The organism is Bacteroidota bacterium (genome assembly GCA_016699695.1).
Lineage (GTDB): Bacteria > Bacteroidota > Bacteroidia > Bacteroidales > UBA10428 > UBA10428.
Genome location: CP065006.1, coordinates 2817486 through 2836093, shown reverse-complemented (window position 1 = coordinate 2836093; position 18608 = coordinate 2817486). Strand labels below are relative to the sequence as shown.

The 18608-nt window shown below is 42.7% G+C and carries 11 protein-coding genes; 5 read left to right on the top strand and 6 right to left on the bottom strand.

What is annotated here, in order from left to right; all coding sequences use genetic code 11:
* Window positions 1-7 precede the first annotated feature (7 nt).
* From IPM71_11940 to IPM71_11920, 5 genes are all read left to right on the top strand, one after another.
* A complete protein-coding gene (locus tag IPM71_11940; protein ID QQS50287.1) occupies window positions 8-364 on the top strand; it encodes a response regulator in 357 nt (118 codons plus the stop codon).
* A gap of 99 nt (window positions 365-463) precedes the next feature.
* The gene (locus IPM71_11935; protein ID QQS50286.1) at window positions 464-2068 is read left to right on the top strand and encodes a hypothetical protein; all 1605 of its coding nucleotides are present in this window, start codon (window positions 464-466) and stop codon (window positions 2066-2068) included.
* Window positions 2069-2293: 225 nt separating this feature from the next.
* A complete protein-coding gene (locus tag IPM71_11930) occupies window positions 2294-4165 on the top strand; it encodes an alpha-amylase (GenBank protein ID QQS50285.1) in 1872 nt (623 codons plus the stop codon).
* Between the two features lie 38 nt (window positions 4166-4203).
* Complete coding sequence (locus tag IPM71_11925) at window positions 4204-7788, top strand: T9SS type A sorting domain-containing protein (GenBank protein ID QQS50284.1); 3585 nt, start codon at window positions 4204-4206, stop codon at window positions 7786-7788.
* Between the two features lie 280 nt (window positions 7789-8068).
* Complete coding sequence (locus tag IPM71_11920) at window positions 8069-9385, top strand: GTPase (GenBank protein ID QQS50283.1); 1317 nt, start codon at window positions 8069-8071, stop codon at window positions 9383-9385.
* A gap of 70 nt (window positions 9386-9455) precedes the next feature.
* Here IPM71_11920 and IPM71_11915 read toward each other — a convergent pair whose 3' ends face one another.
* From IPM71_11915 to rpoC, 6 genes are all read right to left on the bottom strand, one after another.
* A complete protein-coding gene (locus IPM71_11915) occupies window positions 9456-9917 on the bottom strand; it encodes a hypothetical protein (protein ID QQS50282.1) in 462 nt (153 codons plus the stop codon).
* 233 nt (window positions 9918-10150) lie between these two features.
* Window positions 10151-11857, bottom strand: a complete 1707-nt coding sequence (locus IPM71_11910) for an acyl-CoA dehydrogenase family protein (protein ID QQS50281.1) — start codon at window positions 11855-11857, stop codon at window positions 10151-10153.
* Between the two features lie 39 nt (window positions 11858-11896).
* Window positions 11897-12916 (bottom strand): electron transfer flavoprotein subunit alpha/FixB family protein, encoded by a 1020-nt coding sequence (locus IPM71_11905; protein QQS50280.1) that lies wholly within the window; start codon window positions 12914-12916, stop codon window positions 11897-11899.
* 48 nt (window positions 12917-12964) lie between these two features.
* Complete coding sequence (locus IPM71_11900; protein ID QQS52833.1) at window positions 12965-13840, bottom strand: electron transfer flavoprotein subunit beta/FixA family protein; 876 nt, start codon at window positions 13838-13840, stop codon at window positions 12965-12967.
* A gap of 149 nt (window positions 13841-13989) precedes the next feature.
* Entirely contained in the window at window positions 13990-14307 is a 318-nt protein-coding gene (locus IPM71_11895; protein ID QQS50279.1) for a DUF3467 domain-containing protein, read from the bottom strand.
* Window positions 14308-14333: 26 nt separating this feature from the next.
* The gene (gene rpoC / locus IPM71_11890; GenBank protein ID QQS50278.1) at window positions 14334-18599 is read right to left on the bottom strand and encodes a DNA-directed RNA polymerase subunit beta'; all 4266 of its coding nucleotides are present in this window, start codon (window positions 18597-18599) and stop codon (window positions 14334-14336) included.
* Window positions 18600-18608: the final 9 nt, after the last annotated feature.

Below are 18608 nucleotides of genomic sequence, written 5' to 3'. Positions count from 1 at the left end.
CAAGCGAATGGTGAAGGTACTTTACGTAGATGACGAGCACATTAATCTGAATCTTTTCGAAATTTCTTTTCGCAAAGATTTTCAGATCATTAAAACCATTTCGGCACATGAGGCTATTGAAATATTTAAAAACAATGAAATCGATGTGGTTGTCACTGACTTGAAAATGCCCGAAATGAGTGGAGTTGATTTAATTCGTGAAATTAAGCGGATAAAACCCAATCAGAATTGCATTATTCTTACGGCCTATTACGAACCACAACTGATTCGAAGTGAGGAATTTAAAACAATGGTTTTTAGTTACGTAGTAAAACCATTCAAGAAAGTAGACCTGCAAAAGATAATTCTCTCAGCAATTGCATAATCAAAGGCAACCAGAATGCATCCCCTGCATTCAACTCAATTGGTAAGTCGGCAATAAATTCTAACTTTAGCCTTTAGCAAAGTCAAAAATTGCCTTCAAATGCGTTGGTACATCCTGTTTTCTTTATCGTTTTTTATTTCAAATAGCATTCAGGCCCGAGAAACAGATAGTCTTTTTCTCAAGCTGGAGATGCATATCGCCAAGCGAAATCAATACATCCAGAAAAAAAATCAAAACATTGCCAAACTTGTACAAGCCAGTCACTCGGAAAAAGGTGAGGTAAAAAGCAATTTATTATTCTCTATTTATGAACAACTGGTAAACGAATACGAAGCTTACAATTTCGATTCAGCCCTCCACTATTCCACAAAATGGTTAAGCCTGGCCTATCAACTTAACGATCCGGTAAAAATTGCACTTGTAAAATCTAAAACAGGCAATATTCTTACTGCCAGAGGATTATATCGCGAAGCGATTGATACTTTACTTTCTGTATCAGCGATAGTTTTACCAACTGACGAAAAAGCCGTGCATTATGGCTATCTGGCCCGTGCCTATTACGATGTTGCTGATTTTAACAGTACAGCGGTTTTTTCGCCCAATTACCGTAAACTGGCAGAGAAGTACGTCGATTCTATTCAAATGCTTTTACCTGCCGGATCATACTACCCTCTTTGGTTCGAGGGACTGCGATACCTTGCCCGATACGACCTAAACAAATCGGTAGTTTATTTAGAAAAAATCCTTAGCGACCTAAACCCGAGCCATCGTCAACTTGCTGGTGTGCATTCGGCACTTGGATACATTTACCGCGAATACAATCAGCCGGAAAAGGCACTCTACCACACCATCGAATCTGCTATTTATGACATGATGACTGCCACTAAGGAAACAATGGCCCTTACCTCCCTCGCTGAGCAACTTTACTACGAAGGCGACATCGAACACGCCTACCGTTACATACTTCTAGCAAAAGAAGACGCAGACATTTTTAACGCAAAACTCCGTCAATTGCATATTGCTTCTTTATTACCCAAGATTGAGGCTGCCCAATTGCAGCTGGTAGAAAAGAAGCGTAAGCTAATGGTTCAATCCATTCTATTGGTCGGTTCGGTTATGCTCCTTATCAGCACTCTGGCCCTTATCGCACTCATTCAGTTGCGTCGCTTGAGAAAAGCCCGAAAAATTATTTTACAGACCAATTCCGATTTACTCGAACTCACTGAAAAACTGCACGAAGCAAACAAAATTAAAACCGAGTATATTGGTTACTACTTTAAATTCAGCACACAATACATCGATAAACTGGAAGGTCTGCACAGTGTAATTAACAGTTTTCTGGCCAAAAAAAACCTTGCTGGAATTGAACGATCCATCAACAGCCTGAACCCAAAAACAGAACGAGACAAACTCTTCAAGAATTTCGACAGCTATTTCCTGAATATCTTTCCGGAATTTGTAGAGAAGTTTAACGAATTAATGTTGCCAGAGGAACAAGTGATACCCGACGAGCCTAAAGCCCTCAACAACGACTTACGTATTTTTGCACTCATCAGGCTTGGAATATCAGACAATGAACAAATAGCCCGGATTCTGGGCTTTTCGGTAAATACAGTGTATACCTACAAAACACGTATCAAAAAAAAGGCTCGTGTTTCGAGCAGCGAATTCGAAAACAAAATCATGGAAATAAGGTTTGCCTAAATTATTTTTGATAAAATTATTTCTTGATTTCAGAAATCTTTCACACATGTATTTATTTGATTTTTTGATATTTAACAAAAGAATAACAACTTTTCGTTTATATAATGCCTAATTTCGTAGGAACTTGAATTCAACTTTATTTCTTTTGCGAACGTATACTCACTCCATGCCCAAAATGCATAGTTTAGAGTCATTAAATTATTCAACACACAAATTGCAACAAAAATGAAAAAGGCTCTTCTCTTAGTTACTTTGCTGACAGGTCTTATGCTCCCGGCTTGCCAAAGCCACAAGAACCCTGACATGAAGGAAACAAAGAATCATCAGAAAGTAGTTATATATCAGGTTTTTACCCGATTATTCGGCAACCAGAATGCTACCAATAAACCCTGGGGTACCCTGGAAGAGAATGGCGTTGGTAAATTCAACGATTTTTCTGATACAGCCCTGGAAGAAATCAAAAAACTCGGTGTAACACATATCTGGTATACAGGCGTATTGCACCATGCAGTAATTACCGATTACACCAAATATGGTATCTCAAACGACGACCCCGATGTAGTAAAAGGAAGAGCCGGATCGCCCTATGCAGTAAAGGATTATTACAATGTCAGCCCCGATCTTGCAGTTGATCCTGCCAAGCGGATGGAAGAATTCGAGGCGCTCATCGCCCGCACCCATCAGCATCAAATGAAGGTAATTATCGATATTGTTCCTAACCATGTGGCCCGTAAATACGAGGGAGCATCGAACCCCGAAGGTGTGGAAGATTTTGGGGCCTCTGATGATACAAGTGTGGAATACAGCCGCGACAATAACTTTTATTATATCCCCGGACAGAAATTTGTGGTACCGGAGTTTTTAAATGGCTATAAACCCCTGGGTGGCGAAAATCATCCTCTATCCGACAAATATTTTGACGAAAACCCTGCTAAATGGACTGGCAATGGAACACGCGCAGCACAGCCCGGTTTTTACGACTGGTACGAGACTGTAAAAATTAATTACGGAGTAAAGCCCGATGGCACATACGATTTCGATACCCTCCCAGCCGCTTATGCCACAAAAACTGCAGCCGAGCATTATGCTTTCTGGCAGGACAAATCCGTTCCCGATTCCTGGAAGAAATTTAAAGACATTACCCTATATTGGATAGAAAAAGGTGTGGATGGTTTCCGTTTTGATATGGCCGAAATGGTGCCTGTTGAATTTTGGAGTTACATGAACTCGTCCATCAAAATGAAAAACCCCGATGCATTTCTGCTGGCTGAAGTTTACCAACCCAATCTTTACCGCGATTACATTTTGAAAGGAAAAATGGACTACCTGTACGACAAGGTAGAACTTTACGATACCCTCAAACATATTATTCAGGGAAATGGAAGTACCGATAACCTGGCTGCCATACAATACGGTCTGGCTGATATTGAACACCACATGATCCATTTTCTCGAAAACCACGACGAGCAACGAATTGCCAGTACAGGTTTTGCTGGAAGTGCCGAGAAAGGAAAACCGATGATGGTACTTTCGGCCACTATCAGCACTTCTCCTACCCTGCTCTATTTTGCTCAGGAGCTAGGCGAACCTGGAAATGGAAACGCAGGTTTTGGTTCTGAAACCCGCACCACAATATTCGATTACTGGGGTGTGCCTTCTCAACAACGTTGGATGAACAAAGGTGCCTTTGATGGTGGGCTGCTTACGGAAGACGAGAAACAATTGCGCGACTTTTACAGCCGGCTGTTGAATTATACTATCAGTAGCAGCGCTTTGATGGGAAAGTATGCCGAAATTCATACCCATAACCGCCAGGTGACTGAAGGATATAACAATAAGGTATTTTCGTTTGCACGCTGGAGCGAAACAGAAAAAATCCTTGTATTGACCAATTTTAGCGCTACCGACTCGTATGGATTCGACCTGGATTTGCCCGAAAGCCTTATTGCTGCCTGGAATCTCAAACAGGGTTCTTATAACTTCAAAGACCAGTTTTATAAACAATATGGCACACAACTAGTTGTACTCGACGGAAAAGGTAAAGTACGCATTGATCTGAAACCACTTGAGTCTTTTATATTTTCCCTTGAACAATAAAATGAATACTCATTGAAAATTAAATTAATATGAATACTATGAAGAAGTTTTTCTCAGTAATTACGTTATTATTAACGATTGCCATTGCTTTAAATGCGCAAGTGATTACTGCCGATCCCGCCTTTCCTACAGATACTGATGCTGTAACAATTACTTTTGATGCTACTCAAGGTTCAGGTGGACTTTCCGGATATACCGGTGATGTATATGCACATACAGGTGTTATTACAAATAACAGTACAAGTAATTCCGATTGGGAATACGCCCCAACTTGGGGAGATAATAGCGAAAAATATAAATTAACCCGAATTGGCGACAACCTTTACCAACTTGCAATAACTCCTTCGATAAGAGAATACTATGGTGTTGCTTCTAACGAAACAATCGAGAAATTAGCGTTTGTCTTCAGGTCAGCAGATAACACTAAAGAAGGGAAAGATGTTGGAAATACCGATATTTTCTACACTGTTTATGCCGAAGGATTGTCTGTTGCCTTTACAGCACCTATCAGGGATGAAATTTTCTTATTGAATGATTCTGTTGAATGGTCTGTTATTGCAACAGATACCTCTGATATTTTGGTGACAGTTAACGATGTAGAGATATATTCGGCCAATACTTCAGCAGCAAATGGTAAATACAAGGTAATTACAAGCAATGAACACTGGTTTAAAGTTACTGCTAACAATGGTATAGAAGAAGTAGTTGATTCTGTAAAAATATTTATCAGAAATGAAACTGTTATTGAAGATCTTCCGGCAGGTGTGCGCAAAGGTATTAACTACCACGAAGGTGATACCAGTGTAACCCTTGTACTGGAAGCCCCTGACAAAGAATATGCATACGTGGTGGGTGATTTTAACAATTGGATTGTAGCCGATGAATACCAGATGAAGCAAACCACCGATGGTGAGTTTTTATGGCTTACCATTAATGGCCTCACCCCTCAGCAAGAGTATGTATTTCAATACTGGGTCGATGGCACAGCAAAAATTGGCGACCCCTATGCCGAAAAAATTGCCGACCCATGGAATGACCAACATATTCCAACGAGTGTTTATCCTAACCTTCCGGTTTATACCAAAACTGAATACCAGACAGCTACTGTGTTGCAAACCGGACAGACACCCTATGTGTGGTCAGCTACCGAAGATACCTGGGTTCGTCCGGAACTCGACAATCTGGTAATTTATGAACTGCTCGTGCGCGATTTTGTAGGCACTCACTCGTATTCAACCCTGATCGATACACTGAACTACCTAAAACGACTTGGTGTAGAGGCTATAGAACTAATGCCTTTCAGTGAATTCGAAGGCAACGAATCTTGGGGTTATAATCCATCGTATTACTTTGCCCCCGATAAATACTACGGGCCCAAAGACAGCCTTAAACATTTTATCGAAACCGCTCACCAAATGGGTTTTGCCGTAATTATGGACATGGTACTCAACCATGCTTTTGGACAAAATGCCATGGCAAAACTTTATTGGGACGATGCAGCCTCCAAACCTGCAGCTAACAACCCCTGGTTTAACCGTGACCCACCGCCAGGATATAGTTGGGGAAACGATTTCGATCATACCAGCGACTATACAAAAGCCTTTGTTGATAGCGTGAACCGCTATTGGATTCAGGAATACCATGTAGACGGGTACCGATTCGATTTCACCAAAGGCTTTACCAATTCAACCAATCCCGATAGTTACGATGCGGTAAGAATAGCCATTCTCAAACGCATGGCCGACTCAATCTGGGCTGTTGACCCTGATGCCTATATCATTCTCGAGCATTGGGGACCTTCGAACGAAGAAACAGAACTGGCCAATTATGGCATGAAATTGTGGCGAAACAAAAGTTACGATTATATACCTGCCATGTTAGGTAATGCTACCACAGGTACCTTTAACGGCATGCAACAAAACAGCCATGTAGCCTTTTATAACAGTCACGACGAAAGACGTCTGGCCGAACATGCACTTTCCGAAGGTATGATTAGTGCCGATGGTAGCTATGATGTTAAAGACCAACAAGTTATGTTCGAACGCAAGAAAATGGCTGCGGCCTTTACTTACCTTTTCCCTGGCCCAAAAATGATATGGCAGTTCGACGAACTGGCATACGACATAAACATCGATTTCAATGGTCGGGTGGGTAATAAACCTCTACCATGGGGCCCCGATGGTCTGGGTTATTATGAAGATGAAAACCGCCAATATGTGTATGATGCTTACAGTGGCATCTTAAACCTTCGCAACGAAATAGGAGCGGAAAACCTGGCCTCAGCCACAGTAAACCATAAATACAACACCGTTACCAGACGCTTAAGCTACGATTTTGGCGATGAAGGCCTGGTGTTGATTGGCAACTTTGGCCTAATTGAAAATACCATTGATCCGGCATTTCCTGAAACAGGCACCTGGTACAATTATTTCTCAGGTGAAGAAATAAGCGTAACCAATGTCAATGACCCCATTAACCTAAAGGCTGGCGAATGGCACATTTTCACCACCACCCGATACTCCGACGGTATGCCAGGTATTGTAGAGGTTTATGAAAATCCGGTAACTGTAAATCCCTATCCGTTTACACGCGATAGTTTAATTACCATTACCTTCGATGCCACCATGGCTTCGAACGACGGCACTGCAGGATTGGTAGGTGCATCGAAAGTTTACATGCATGCCGGTGTGGTAACCACTAGCAAAGAAAGTACAAATCTTTCGCATATAGTAGGCAACCTCAACGATGATGGTGTAGGTTTAATGACCGAGGTGTCAGATGATATCTGGGAGATTACCCTTACACCCGAAGAGTACTTTGGTGTTTTAGAAGAAACGTCAATCTACAAAATAGGAATGTATTTCCGCGATGCCACCAACACCAACCTGGGCAAGGGCTTTAGAAATACCACTATTTATGTAGGGGTTAAGTCTAGCGATCCTTTTATTACTGTCATGCCTAAAAGTTTTGCTAAAACAACCCCCATTACCATTACATTTAATGCCAACCAAGGGAATGGTGAGTTAGCGAATGAACCATACATTTACATGCATTCCGGCTACGTAAATACTGCAAATGGTATTGATTGGGAAAATGCTATTGGAAACTGGGGAGCAGATGACGGAGTAGGAAAAATGAACCCTGTTGCCGATAAACCTGGTTACTTCTCCATTAGTTTTACCCCATCGACCTATTATTCCGTGCCTGCCATCGATTCGATTTACTGGATTGCCGCTGTATTCAGAAATAAATCCGAAACAAAAGGAACCGGAACGCCCGGAGTTTATGACTTTGGCTATATTCATTCCGGAAGCACACATAATGGAGATTATTACATTAAAAACCAAGATGGTACCACTTCCATATTGGACAATTACATGGATAAACCAGCGGTAATTTCACTGTATCCGAATCCGGCCAATGAGTATATCACCTTGGGCGCTACCAACATGAAGTATGCTGCCATTTACAGTATTGCAGGTCAATTAGTAAAAGAACAGCTTATTGATGGACCGGCGGACAACACCCTGGATATTTCGGCCCTTAAACCAGGTATGTATGTAGTAAAAACCCGCGACAACGATAACAATTCGTATGCAGGTAAGTTTATGAAAATTAAATAAAGACCACACAAATGTATTTCAGAGAGAGGCTGCTTTGCTAAAAGGCAGCCTCTTTTTTGATTAAGAAACTTACATGATTCTTTAAAGCAAGGAAGCCTGCTACCGTGTATTCGTATTAATACCAAGCAATACTTGATAAAGAAAACGATTTTAAAGGCCCTATTAGGTGTTTTCGACAGAAAGATGGTATATATAAAAGCCTGCAATTAATCATGCAAAAAAAAACCTTAAAAAGATAAATTGCAGCAACAATATTCTATCACATAAACCCTAATATGCTATGAAGACAAGACGTGTTATTATTTGCGGTGCTGCCGGCCGTGATTTTCACAATTTCAATGTACTCTACCGTAACAACCCAAACGTAGAGGTAGTGGCATTTACCGCCACACAAATTCCGAACATCGATGGCCGTAAATACCCGGCAGAACTAGCCGGTGCGCAATACCCAAAAGGCATCCAGATTTATCCCGAATCGGAGCTTTCTGACCTGATTAAAAAGTTGCAAGCCGATGAAGTGCTCTTTTCGTATTCTGATGTTACCTACACACACCTGATGCAGATTGGCGCTATTGCCCAGGCTGCAGGAGCTAAGTTTTCGGTGGCATCGCCTACCCGCACCATGGTAGAATCGGTTAAGCCCGTAGTTTCGGTATGTGCCATCCGCACCGGATGCGGAAAATCACAAACCTCAAGAATTGTAAGCGATGTACTCACTGCCATGGGTAAAAAAGTAGTGGCCATCCGTCACCCCATGCCCTATGGCGACCTGGTAGCACAAAAGGTGCAACGCTTTGCTTCAGTAGAAGACTTAAAAAAACATAAGTGTACCATCGAAGAGATGGAAGAGTACGAACCCCATATCGACCGCGGAAGAGTCATTTATGCCGGAGTCGATTACGAAGCAATCGTGCGTGAAGCAGAAAAGGAAGCCGACATCATTCTCTGGGATGGAGGTAACAACGATACCCCTTTCTATAAATCAGACCTCGAAATTGTGGTGGTCGATCCGCACAGGGTTGGACACGAATTACTTTACTATCCCGGCCAGGTTAACTTTCTGCGTGCCGATGTAATTGTCATCAACAAAGTAGACAGTGCACCAGCTGAGAATATTAAACAGCTCGAAGAAAACATTAAAAAGCACAATCCCAAGGCCATTGTCATTAAAGCCAATTCGAAGCTTATTCTCGATGCCCCTGAAAAAATTAAAGGTAAAAAAGTGTTGGTAGTAGAAGATGGACCCACTCTTACACACGGCGAAATGAAGTATGGAGCTGGTGTAGTAGCTGCCCGTCAGTTCGGCGCAAAAGAGATTGTTGATCCACGACCCTGGACAAAAGGTACAATCACTGAAACCTTTAAAAAATACCCTGAGATTGGAGCCCTGTTACCTGCGATGGGTTATAGCGATGAACAGATTAAAGACCTCGAGGATACTATCAACAAGGTAGATTGCGATGCGGTAATAATCGGAACGCCAATTGATCTTAATAGGATAGTAAAAATAAATAAACCAACCGTAAGGGTACAATACGAATTGGACGAAATTACTACTCCCACACTAAAAACTATACTGGCTAAAAAATTTGCATGATAGCAATAAATAGAAAAAGCGCTCTATCGTTTGGATGGAGCGCTTTTTTGTTACACCTGTATGCTTGGTTTTATTTCCCTATAGATTCTTTTATCTGGTTAAGTTGCTGGCAATATTCATACTCTTCCTTTTGCATATAAAAATGAATGAGCTTTTCTAAGAAATTGGGCGAATGGTAAAAAGGATGATCCTCATTGAAACTGAGTTTCCCTTTTATTGTGAGGGCAAATACTTCCTGTTCATCTGTAACTGAATAAATATCGACCAAAGGAATATCCTGGCGCAAAATGGCGGTGTCTTTGTATTTACCCAAAAAATTAACCAAGGTGAGCTGTACATTAATCAAGTCGTTGTTTTGTGCAAGAAGCTCACGGTTTTGTTCACTGATCAGTTCAAACTGGCCGGCATAATCTTCATTCATCTTATGCTTAAGCATGGCTTGTATTGAATTTTGATTTTGAGTAATTGCTTCTACGTTATTCCTAATTTTCAGCTTGAGTTCTTCGATGGCTCGAATGATAGTTTCAACCATGGCGTAGTAATTTTAAGTTCTTTTCCTCATACGCAAGAACAGAGCTGTGGGCATTACTTTTTTGACAAATGATCGTGATCTTTACACTTTCAATTCATTCGAACATGGCAATGTGCTTTGTTATCATTAGCTGCAGATGCACATGGATTACCTGCAAATAAGAACCTGCCTTAATACAATAAAAAAAACCCGGACTCATACCTGAATCCGGGTTTCTATATTCGAAAATTAAACTATTCTATTTTAAAACGTCCGAGGTCGTTGATATTGGAAAAACGAATTACTTCAGCATTTGATTTATTCTCAGCCCTGGCTACTTTCAGGAATACTTCCAGCGACCGCCAGTATTTGGCATCACGGTTGGTATCGAGCACCAGCAGGTAACCCATTATAATGTTACCAGCCATTTCAACCATGCGACGGGCATGAAAATCGACATATTCGTTGTCGTTTAAGGAAGTAACCCTTTCAACGGCTTCTTCAAATTCTTCGGTCATTTGAATAAGGTTACGGCGATAGGTGTGTAATTCAGGTTTAATCTCAGTAAGCTCGTATTCGCGAATTTGTTTGAGGTAACCACCTGTTGTTACGCCACGAATAGCAGCTACCACCTGTAACTGGGTAGTACCCTCGTAAATGGAGGTGATACGCGCATCGCGGTAGATACGTTCGATGGGGTAATCTTTCATAAAACCTGAACCACCATGAATCTGTAACGAATCGTAAGCAAGCTGGTTGCAAACCTCCGATGACAAACCTTTTACCAGGGGAGTGTAAAAATCGGCCAGCTTCTGGTAGTGTTTCATTTCCTCGCGCTCTTCTTTCTCGAGGGTGCGCTCTTTGGCAATATGCTCATAAGCTTTGTACATATCAACAAAACGGGCTGTTTCATACAGAAGGGTACGGGTGGCATCGAGTTTGGCTTTGGAGCGCGAAATCATTTCGTACACTGCCGGGAATTTGATGATAGGCTTACCAAACTGTTCGCGCTCTTTGGCATAGTTTAAACCTTCGCGGTAAGCTGCTTCGGCAATACCTACCGATTGAGCTGCAATGCCCAGGCGAGCACCATTCATCAGCGACATTACATATTTAATAAGCCCAAGTTTGCGCTGACCAACCAGTTCGGCTGGTGCGTTTTTAAACACAAGCTCGCAAGTAGGAGAACCAATAATACCCAATTTATGTTCGATACGACGTACGCTAACACCACCACTTTTACGGTCGTAGATAAACATCGAAAGTCCTCGACCATCGTGGGTTCCTTCTTCAGAACGGGCAAGTACCAGAGAGATATGGCCATCGCCATTGGTAATAAAACGTTTTACTCCGTTTAAGTACCATTTACCATCTTTTTCGTTATAAGTAGCTTTCAGCTGCACAGCCTGCAAGTCAGATCCCGCATCGGGCTCAGTTAAGTCCATAGCCATGGTCTCGCCAGCCGATACACGAGTCAGGTAATGCATTTTCTGTGCATCGTCGGCAAATTCATGAATGGTTTCGGCACAATCCTGCAGACCCCACACATTCACGAAGCTGGCATCGGCACGCGAAACCATATCGGCTGCCATGGTATAGGGTACAATTGAAAAATTAAGTCCGTTGTATTCGCGCGGAAGGGTAATACCCATTAGGCCTGCCTTGATCAGGGCATCGAGGTTTTCCTGGGTGCCCCGGGCATAGATTACCTCACCATTTACCAGTTGGGGTCCTTCGGCATCGACACTTTCAGCATTAGGCCCAACAATATTGGCACAAATATCACCAACTATTTCAAGCACCTTGTCATAACTGTCCATCGCATCTTCGAAGTCGACGGGGGCATAATCGAATTTTTCTTTGTCCACAAAATTGCGCTCTTTCAGAGCTACAATTTTTTTCATCAGTGGATGGGTCAGGTGAAACTTCAAGTCGGGGTTATCTAGATAGAAATTATCCATTTTTTTGTTCTTTTAAAATTTTACTTTTCTGCCGGATACTTATTTGCTGTTCTTTTTGTAATATTTTATCATTTTGGGCACCACCTCATCGATGCTCCCGGTAATGATGTAATCAGCAATTTTGTTGATGGGCGCTTCCGGATCGTTGTTGATGGAAATAATCATCGACGATTCCTGCATACCTGCAAGGTGTTGCACCTGGCCGGAGATTCCGCAGGCTATGTATAACTTTGGACGCACAGTAACCCCAGTCTGACCGATCTGGCGGTCGTGGCTTGCAAAACCGGCATCAACTGCAGCACGCGAGGCACCTACTTCGGCATTGATCAGGTGGGCCAATTCGAAAAGAAGGTTAAAATTTTCTTTCGAACCAACACCATAGCCTCCGGCCACAATGATAGACGAGTTTTTAATGTTTACTTTCGAACTTTCCATGTGCCGCTCAATCACTTTTACCACGTAGTCGGCTTCTGAAGTGTATTTGTTCACATCGAGCTTAACCAACTCACCTTTGTAATTGGGGTCGAAAACTTCCTTTTTCATTACGCCCTCGCGCACCGTTGCCATTTGCGGCCTGTTGTCGGGGTTAATAATAGTGGCTATGATATTACCACCAAAGGCGGGCCTTATCTGATACAGCAGATTTTTATAATCCTTTCCGGCTTTTTTATCTTCGTGATCGCCAATTTCAAGCGAGGTACAATCGGCAGTTAAGCCGCTTACCAGTTGCGACGATACACGGGGCCCCAGGTCGCGGCCAAAAGTGCTGGCCCCTAAAAGGGCAATCTGAGGTTTTTCTTCCTGAAAAACTTTTACTGCAATGGCATTGTAAGGCAGGGTGGTATATACTTCGAGACGTGGATCGTCTGCTACCCATACCTTATCGGCTCCAAAAGGATACAATTCTTTCTCAATGCCCGATAGTTTGTGACCAATTACGAGTGCCTCCAGTTTGCATTTAAGCTCGTTGGCCAGTGAGCGGCCTTTGGTCATCAGTTCTAGGCTGACGTCGGCAATTTTGCCTTTTTCTATTTCGCAGATGACAAATATATTATTCACAATTTTCTGTTTTATTGTTTACACTTGGTTTGATAAATGTCCCCGCCATTAACCCAGGGTATGGTTGCTGATAAGTTCCTTCATCAGGGAGTCGATCTGGTCGTCGGCAGCGGTGATCACTTTGGATTCTTTAGCCTGAAAAACAACATTTTCAATCTTCTTAACCTTGGTAGGCGATCCGCTAAGTCCCAGTTGGTTAATATCTACTTCGATGTCGTTTACACTTAATTCACGAAGATTAAGATAGGGGCGTTCCGTAACCATGTCGATATAATCTTCCGAAGCCTCTTGTCTTTCGGTGGCAGTGCGGGCGTGTTTGAATTTCATGAGCGATTTGGCATTGCGAGGACGGCATTCAGGTGCAGAAGCATTTACTGTAATGACGCATGGAAGAGGACATTCCACAATTTCTATTCCGTTCTCCAGACGGCGCTTAATAACCAGGGATTTCTTTTTTATTTCCAGAATTTCCTCGGCATAGGTAACCTGAGGAAGACCAAGTTTTTCAGCAACTTGCGGACCTACCTGGGCGGTATCGCCATCGATTGCCTGCCGGCCTGCAATAATTATGTCAAACTCTTTTATTTTACGAATGGCGCAAGAAAGGGCATAGGAAGTAGCCAGGGTATCAGCACCAGCAAATGCCCTGTCAGTTAACAAATACCCACTGTCAGCGCCACGATACAATCCTTCACGAATGATTTCAGCAGCACGGCCTGGTCCCATGGTAAGCAAACTAACTGTGCTACCTTCAACCTTATCTTTTAATCGAAGAGCCTGCTCGAGTGCATTCAAATCTTCAGGATTAAAAATAGCAGGCAGGGCAGCCCTGTTCACCGTTCCATCGGCTTTCATGGCATCTTTGCCCACATTGCGTGTATCCGGCACCTGCTTGGCTAATACAATGATCTTTAAACCCTTCATCATAATATGTTTATTGTGTTTAAAATTACGGGGAGCAAATATAAGAGAAAATAGCTTTTACCAAAGGCACTGTGCTTATATAGAAAGATTTTAAAGAAGCATGGCAAGACAAAAAAAGGGTGCCTCATACGAAGCACCCTTTAACTTTTTTATGCCTGGGCTGTAGGTCCGCCAAAATTAAGTGGCAGTGTAGTTCCTCCACCTTCCAGGTCTTTTATACGGCCATGTACGGCCTCGTATTTAGCAAGATTGTCCTGTAGCGCCAATAAAAGTCGCTTGGCATGCTCGGGGGTTAAAATAATCCTCGATTTTACTTCGGCTTTTGGTACCCCAGGCATTACGCGCACAAAGTCAAGTACAAACTCAGAAGCCGAATGGGTAATAATAGCAAGGTTCGAATAAATGCCCTGTGCAATATCTTCCTTTAGCTCAATGTTTATCTTTCCTTTGTTTTTCTGATCGTCCATAATATACTTTTTCTATTTGCTGAATATTATTCCGGAAGCTCCAGCTTTTCGTAATCTTCCACCGGAGCAACTGTTATTTTATGGTATTTGCGTATACCTGTTCCCGCAGGAATAAGGTGACCCACAATCACATTCTCTTTCAAGCCTTCGAGTAAGTCAATTTTGCCTGAAATTGCTGCTTCGTTAAGTACCTTGGTTGTTTCCTGGAACGAAGCCGCAGACATGAAGCTTTTGGTTTGAAGGGCTGCTTTTGTAATCCCCTGCAAAATCTGCGACGATGTAGCAGGAATCGCATCGCGGGCTTCAACCAGTTTCATATCCTTACGTTTAAGCATGGAGTTTTCGTCGCGAAGTTTACGAGCGGTAATAATCTGGCCAGGACGTAGGTTTTGCGAATCGCCCTCATCCATGATCACTTTTTTACCATAAATCCAGTCGTTTTCATCCATAAACACCCATTTATCCACGATTTGTTTTTCGAGGAATTTGGTATCACCCGGATCGACAATTTCCACCTTACGCATCATTTGGCGCACGATAATTTCGAAGTGTTTGTCGTTGATTTTTACACCCTGCATCCGGTAAACCTCCTGAACTTCGTTCACGATATATTCCTGAACTTTGGTAGGTCCTTTGATATTCAAAATATCGGATGGGGTAATGGCACCATCAGAGAGAGGAATTCCTGCGCGTACATAATCGCTTTCCTGCACAAGTATTTGTTTCGAAAGCGGCACTAGGTATTTCTTCACCTGGCCTGTTTTGGAGGTAATCACAATTTCGCGGTTACCTCTTTTAATTTTACCAAACGATACCTCACCATCAATTTCCGATACTACTGCAGGGTTCGAAGGGTTACGTGCTTCGAATAATTCAGTAACACGTGGCAAACCACCGGTGATATCGCCCGATTTACCCACAGCACGTGGGATTTTCACAAGAATATCTCCGGTATTGATATTTTCTCCTTCGGTTACAGTAATATGCGCACCAACCGGAAGGTTATATACTTTTAATACATCGCCATCCACCGAAAGCACTTTGATGGTAGGGTTTTTGGTTTTATCACGCGTTTCGATAATTACTTTTTCGCGATAACCGGTTTGTTCGTCACTTTCTTCTTTAAAGGTTACACCTTCAATTACACTATCAAAAGCCACACTACCGGCCATTTCGGATATAATTACTGCGTTGTATGGATCCCAGTCGCATACAACAGTTCCTTTCTTCACATCTGCTTTGTCCTTCACATAAAGACGGGCACCATATGGTATGCTGTGTGTGGTAAGGGTAATTCCGGTGTTTTTATCGATTATTCTTAATTCGGCTAAACGTCCGATAACTACATCTACTTTTTGACCCGATTCTTCCTTACGGGTTACTGTCCGCAGTTCTTCAAATTCTGCTACACCATCGTATTTTGTTACTACGCTGGAGTCGGCAGTGATGTTCGAAGCAGTACCCCCTACGTGGAATGTACGGAGTGTAAGCTGCGTACCAGGTTCGCCGATTGATTGGGCAGCAATTACGCCAACAGCCTCACCATTTTGAACCATACGGTTTGTAGCCAGGTTGCGGCCATAACATTTGGCGCATATACCTTTTTTCGATTCGCAGGTTAATACCGAACGAATTTCGAGTTGTTCGATAGGCGAATCTTCAATCACTTTGGCAACTTCTTCGGTAATTTCTTCACCTGAGTGAATGATCAGCTTGCCTGTAAGCGGATGATACACATCGTGCACTGCTGTGCGGCCGAGTATACGTTCGAAGAGCGATTCAACCACCTCTTCGTTGTTTTTAATGGCATTGGCTACCAGACCTCTTAAGGTACCACAGTCTTCTTCCGATACAATCACATCTTGTGATACATCCACCAATCTACGGGTCAGATAACCCGCATCAGCTGTTTTAAGGGCTGTATCGGCTAGACCCTTGCGGGCACCGTGGGTAGAGATAAAATATTCCAGAACCGAAAGACCTTCTTTAAAATTCGAAAGAATTGGGTTCTCAATAATTTCTGATCCGACAGAACCTGATTTTTGTGGTTTTGCCATCAGACCCCTCATACCCGAAAGCTGGCGAATCTGTTCTTTCGAACCCCTTGCACCTGAATCAAGCATCATGTAAACGGCATTAAAACCTTGTCTGTCATTGATCAGCTTGGTCATTAATGTTTGGGTCAAACGGGCATTCGTATGCGTCCAGATATCGATAATCTGGTTGTAACGTTCGTTGTTGGTAATGAAACCCATGTTGTAGTTGTTCATTACTTCATCTACCTGGGCATAACCATCGGCTACAAGCTGTTCCTTATCATCAGGAACAATTACATCGTCGAGGTTAAAAGACAGTCCGCCTTTGAAAGCCATGTAATAGCCAAGATCTTTAATGTCATCAAGAAATTTGGCTGTTTTAGCTACCCCGGTTACTTTTAAAACACGACCGATAATTTCGCGAAGTGATTTTTTTGTTAGTACCTCGTTGATATAGCCTACCTCTTCAGGAACTGTTTCGTTGAAAAGGACCCTACCTACGGTGGTTTCTATAATTTTTACTACAGGATTTCCATCAACCCTGTCTTTTGTTCTTACTTTGATTTCGGCATGCAGATCAACCCGCTTTTCGTTATAGGCAATCTGCACTTCCTCTGGTGAATAGAAGGTCATTCCTTCGCCACGAACAGGAAATTCTTTGGTGCTTTTACGAGCCTTGGTAGTATAATACAGACCCAAAACCATATCCTGTGAGGGAACATTGATAGGTGCCCCGTTAGCAGGGTTCAGAATGTTATGGGCTGCCAGCATCAGAATCTGTGCCTCCAATACTGCTGCATGTCCTAAGGGAAGGTGAACAGCCATCTGGTCACCATCAAAGTCGGCGTTAAAAGCGGTACAAACCAATGGGTGCAACTGTATTGCCTTACCTTCGATTAGTTTTGGCTGAAAAGACTGTATACCCAGCCTGTGTAGCGTGGGGGCGCGGTTAAGCAATACGGGGTGTCCTTTCAGTACATTTTCCAGAATATCCCATACGACAGGGTCTTTCCTGTCGACAATTTTTTTGGCGGATTTTACTGTTTTCACAATACCTCTTTCGATAAGCTTGCGAATCACAAAAGGTTTGTAAAGTTCGGCGGCCATATCTTTTGGCAGACCACACTCGTGCAATTTCAACTCAGGACCCACCACAATTACCGAACGTGCCGAGTAGTCAACCCTTTTACCAAGCAAATTCTGACGGAAACGTCCCTGCTTTCCTTTCAAACTGTCGGAAAGCGATTTGAGAGGTCTGTTGGCATCGGTTTTTACTGCGTTCGATTTGCGTGAGTTATCGAATAAAGAATCGACCGCTTCCTGAAGCATGCGTTTTTCGTTACGCAAAATAACTTCAGGAGCCTTTATTTCAATCAGTCTTTTCAGACGGTTATTACGAATAATCACCCTGCGGTAAAGATCATTCAGGTCGGAAGTAGCAAACCTGCCACCATCAAGCGGAACAAGAGGACGCAATTCAGGTGGTATTACCGGTACGGTTTTCACAATCATCCATTCAGGTTTATTCACCCCTTTGGATGCCCTGAAGGCTTCTACCACCTGTAAGCGTTTGAGCGCTTCGCTCTTACGTTGTTGAGAGGTTTCGGTGCTGGCTTTGTAGCGCAATTGGAAAGAAAGCTCGTCGAGTTCGAGGCGTCCAAGCAATTTATAAAGTGCGTCGGCACCCATGTCCGCGATAAATTTATCCGGGTCGTTTTCGTCGAGAAACTGGTTTTCTTTTGGAAGGGTATCGAGAATATCGAGGTATTCCTCTTCGGTAAGAAAATCGAGGTACTTCACACCGTCTGCGGCTTTCACACCTGGGTTAATTACCACATAGCGCTCGTAATAAATAATCGAATCGAGTTTTTTCGAAGGCAAACCAAGCAGGTAACCTATTTTATTCGGAAGCGATTTAAAATACCAAATATGCGCTACAGGAACCACTAATGAGATGTGTCCCATGCGCTCGCGGCGTACTTTTTTCTCGGTTACCTCTACACCACAGCGATCGCAAACGATACCCTTGTAACGGATACGTTTGTACTTTCCACAGTGGCATTCATAATCCTTTACAGGTCCAAAAATGCGTTCGCAAAACAGTCCATCGCGTTCGGGTTTGTAGGTACGGTAGTTAATTGTTTCAGGTTTTAACACCTCCCCACTCGAATTTTCCAGAACCTCTTCCGGAGAAGCAAGACCGATGGCAATTTTGGTAAAACTGCTTTTTTGTTTTGTGTCTTTTCTGAATGACATATGCCGAAT